The organism is Frankia sp. AgKG'84/4 (assembly GCF_023242965.2).
Lineage (GTDB): Bacteria > Actinomycetota > Actinomycetes > Frankiales > Frankiaceae > Frankia.
Genome location: NZ_JALKFU020000585.1, coordinates 1 through 3266 on the forward strand (window position 1 = coordinate 1; position 3266 = coordinate 3266).

Annotated in this window: 2 protein-coding genes; both read left to right on the forward strand. The window is 74.1% G+C overall.

The genetic code is table 11. The features are described 5' to 3' along the window. Window positions 1-2004 (forward strand): GGDEF domain-containing protein (locus tag MXD58_RS23565; protein ID WP_250609939.1); only part of this gene is annotated, 2004 nt, incomplete at its 5' end. Between the two features lie 92 nt (window positions 2005-2096). Continuing rightward, a complete protein-coding gene (locus MXD58_RS23570; protein WP_248838790.1) occupies window positions 2097-3035 on the forward strand; it encodes a ribokinase in 939 nt (312 codons plus the stop codon). Window positions 3036-3266 lie beyond the last annotated feature (231 nt).

Below are 3266 nucleotides of genomic sequence, written 5' to 3' on the forward strand. Positions count from 1 at the left end.
CCCCCGGGCCCCCCCCCCCCCGGCCGAGGCCGTGCGGCGGGGACGAACGCGCTTCGAGGGTCGTTCGCCCAAGCGCGACGGTGCTGGTCACGGCATGGGCGGTTGGCCGTCCGCGCCTGGCTGCTCCGGGCCGTCCCCTTCCTGATAATCGGCGCGCTCATCCCGACCGTCGCCGTCATCTCCGTCGGCCTCCAGGAGGGCAACCCGCGATCCACCGACCCCGGACCCATCCGCGGCGTCGCCATCGCCAACCGGCTCGCGGACAACGCCGTCCGATGGAGCCAGTCCGCCGATCTGCTGGAGCCACTCGCCAAGCTGCCCTGGTCGCTGACGGATCACACGGCCGACGGTCGGCTGCTCGCGTCCCGGCTGAGCCCGGATCTCACGGAGGCGAACTCGCTGGTCACCCTGGTCGACGTCAACGGTAGGCCGTTGGTGTCCCGCCCGCGGGACCAGGCCGCGCCCATCCCGCCGAACAGCCCGGTGTGGGCTTGGGCCCGCAAGGGCGGCCTGAAGATCATCACCGGGGACAGCTCGGACAGCATCGAGCTGCTGGCCGTCCTACCGATCAGCCGGGCCGGCCGCCCCGCGGCCTTCCTCATGCTGCGCCAGACGCTCACCGACGCTCCCATCAACGAGCTGGCTCGCGCGGTCAAGACCGCGCTCGGCGTGGGTTCGCCCGCCGTCCGTCCCTCTCTCGGCTTCGGCCTCACGATCGTCGACGGGGAGGGCCGGGTCGCGATGGCGACCGACCCCGCCATGATCGGCAGGCCACTGGTCGGCCGCGACGAGCTCGCCGCGGTCCGCCGGGAAGGCAGCCGGCAGACCACGATCCCCGGCGGGTCCGTCGCGACCGTGGCGGCGCTGCGAACGTCGACGCCGGCCTACCTGGTCCTGCAGCGGGACCGCCGGCTGACCGCGCCGGGACCGGTGAACCATCCGCTCAGTGATCTGCTCCTGGCGGCCACCGTGCTCGTGGCCGCCGCCGGGGTGCTGTGGATCGTCCTGCCTACCGACCAGATGATCCGCCGCGGGCGGATCTGGCTGGACATCCTGCTGCACGAGTGCCACGACATCATCATCTGCCTGGACACGGCCGACTGCCCGACATTCATCACCTCCGCGATCGAGAAACTGCTGCACCATCAGGCCGCCGCCAGGATCGGCGAACCGCTGCTGGAGCTGATCCACCCCGAGGACCAGGACCGGCTGCGGCTGTTCCTCCTCGAACGGCGCCGGCAGGGCGGGCAGGGTTCCCTGCTGGAGGTGCGCCTGCGGGCGGCGGACGGCCGCTACCTGTGGTTCGACATCGCGGCGGGCTGTTCCCAGACCCCGCGCCGACGCCGCCATCCCGGCCGCGACCAGCTGCTGCTGACCTGTCACGAGGTCGGGCAGCGACGACAGCTACAGGAGGCCCTGTGGCAGCGGGCGGCCCGCGATCCCCTGACCGGCCTGCCGAACCGGCTCGCTCTCGACGACCGGCTCGAACGGCTCGCCGCCGCCCGGACGCCGTTCACGATCCTGCTCATCGACCTGGACGACTTCAAGCCGGTGAACGACACCTTCGGTCATCAGGCGGGTGACGACGTGCTGCGGACCATCGGTGCCCGGCTGGCCGCGGCCGTTCCCGACTTCCCGCCGCGTTCGCTGGCAGAACCCACGAGCGCACCGAGCGCACCGAGAGCGGGCCTGACCGGGCGCGTGTTCCGGCTCGGCGGCGACGAGTTCGTCGTGGTGCTCCCCGACGTCGACGCCGACGAGCTGCGGGAGGCCTCCCGGCTGATACGCACCGCGATCGCCACCCCGGTGACCGTGGCGGGACGCAGCATCGTCGTGCGGGCCACCGTGGGCATGGCCTCGTCCCGCTCGGTCCGCGGGAAGCGCGACGACCGGCGCGCCGAGGAGCTGAGCCCCGAAGCGATCTTCCGCCACGCGGACTCCGCCATGTACGAGGCGAAACGAGCCACCCGCGCCGCGCGGACGATGTCCCGCGCCGCCCCCTGACCCCCCACTCCGGCAGGCCGAACCGGGCCATCTCTGCCACGATTGGGCCACCGACCGCCGGCCGCGCCGGTCCGGGGCACGGGGAGGCGTGGATGGGACGGGTCGTCGTCGTCGGCTCGACCAACGTGGACGTGACCACCCGGGTCGACCGCCTCCCCCGTCCGGGCGAGACGGTGGCCGGCTCCGCGGTGGCGTTCGTCCCGGGCGGCAAAGGCGCCAACCAGGCCGTCGCGGCCAGCCGGCTGGGCGCCCACACGATCATGATCGGCGCGGTCGGCGCGGACGGGTTCGGCGCCGCGCTGCGGGACTTCCTTCGTGCCGAGGCGGTGGACGTCTCCGGGCTGGCGGAGTTCGACGCGCCCACCGGCACCGCCGTCATGATGGTGGACGGCGTCGGCGAGAACGTGATCGCCGTCGTGCCGGGAGCCAACGCGGGCGTCTGCGCCGACGGCCTGGACCGACTCGGCCTGACCGCGGACGACGTCGTGCTGCTGCAGAACGAGATCCCGACCCGGGTCAACGCGGACGTGCTGGCCTGGGCCCGCGCCGCCGGCGCCCGCACGATCCTCAACGCCGCCCCGAGCCGGCCGACGCCGCCCGACCTGCTCAGTGCCGTAGACGTGCTGCTCGTCAACGAACACGAACTCGCCGACCTCGTGCCGGCCGCCGCCGCGGCCCTCGGTCGCGGCGCGGGCGAGACCGTCGCCACAGTCCGCGGCCTGCTCGCCGACGGCGCCGGGCCCACCGAGAACATCGTGGTCACGCTCGGCGCGGCCGGTGTCTGCGCGCGCGTCGACGGCGCGGTCCTCACCCTCGCCGCACGCCACGTGCCCGTCGTGGACACCACCGGCGCCGGCGACTGTTTCTGCGGCGCCCTCGGCGCCGGTCTGGCCGCCGGCCTGCCGACGGCGACGGCGTTGTTCCATGCCAGCCTCGCAGCCTCCCTGGCGGTGCAGCGCTTCGGCGCCGGGCCGGCCATGCCGACCCGAGAGGAACTCGACGACCTGCTCGCGGGCCGGGGCGGCTCCTAGCCGGCGAGCCAATGCGGCCACCGGGTGCCCACCGGGTGCCGGGGGCGGCGGACAACCGCCGCGCGAGGGGGTCCGCACGTGCCCTTCGGGACGACCTCGGGTGCCCTCGGCCGCCCTGTCCCATGCCGGACTACCGGTACCGTTGCGGCGAAAGGAAAACCCGCCCCTGCCGGGCGGGGCGGCGGCGGAAGCTGGTGCGGAGATGAACGCTCAGGCGGTCGGGCCCTCGGC

Coding starts and splice junctions, on each gene's coding strand:
- MXD58_RS23570 (WP_248838790.1), top strand. CDS start 2,097: ATGGGACGGGTCGTCGTCGTCGGCTCGACCAACGTGGACGTGACCACC.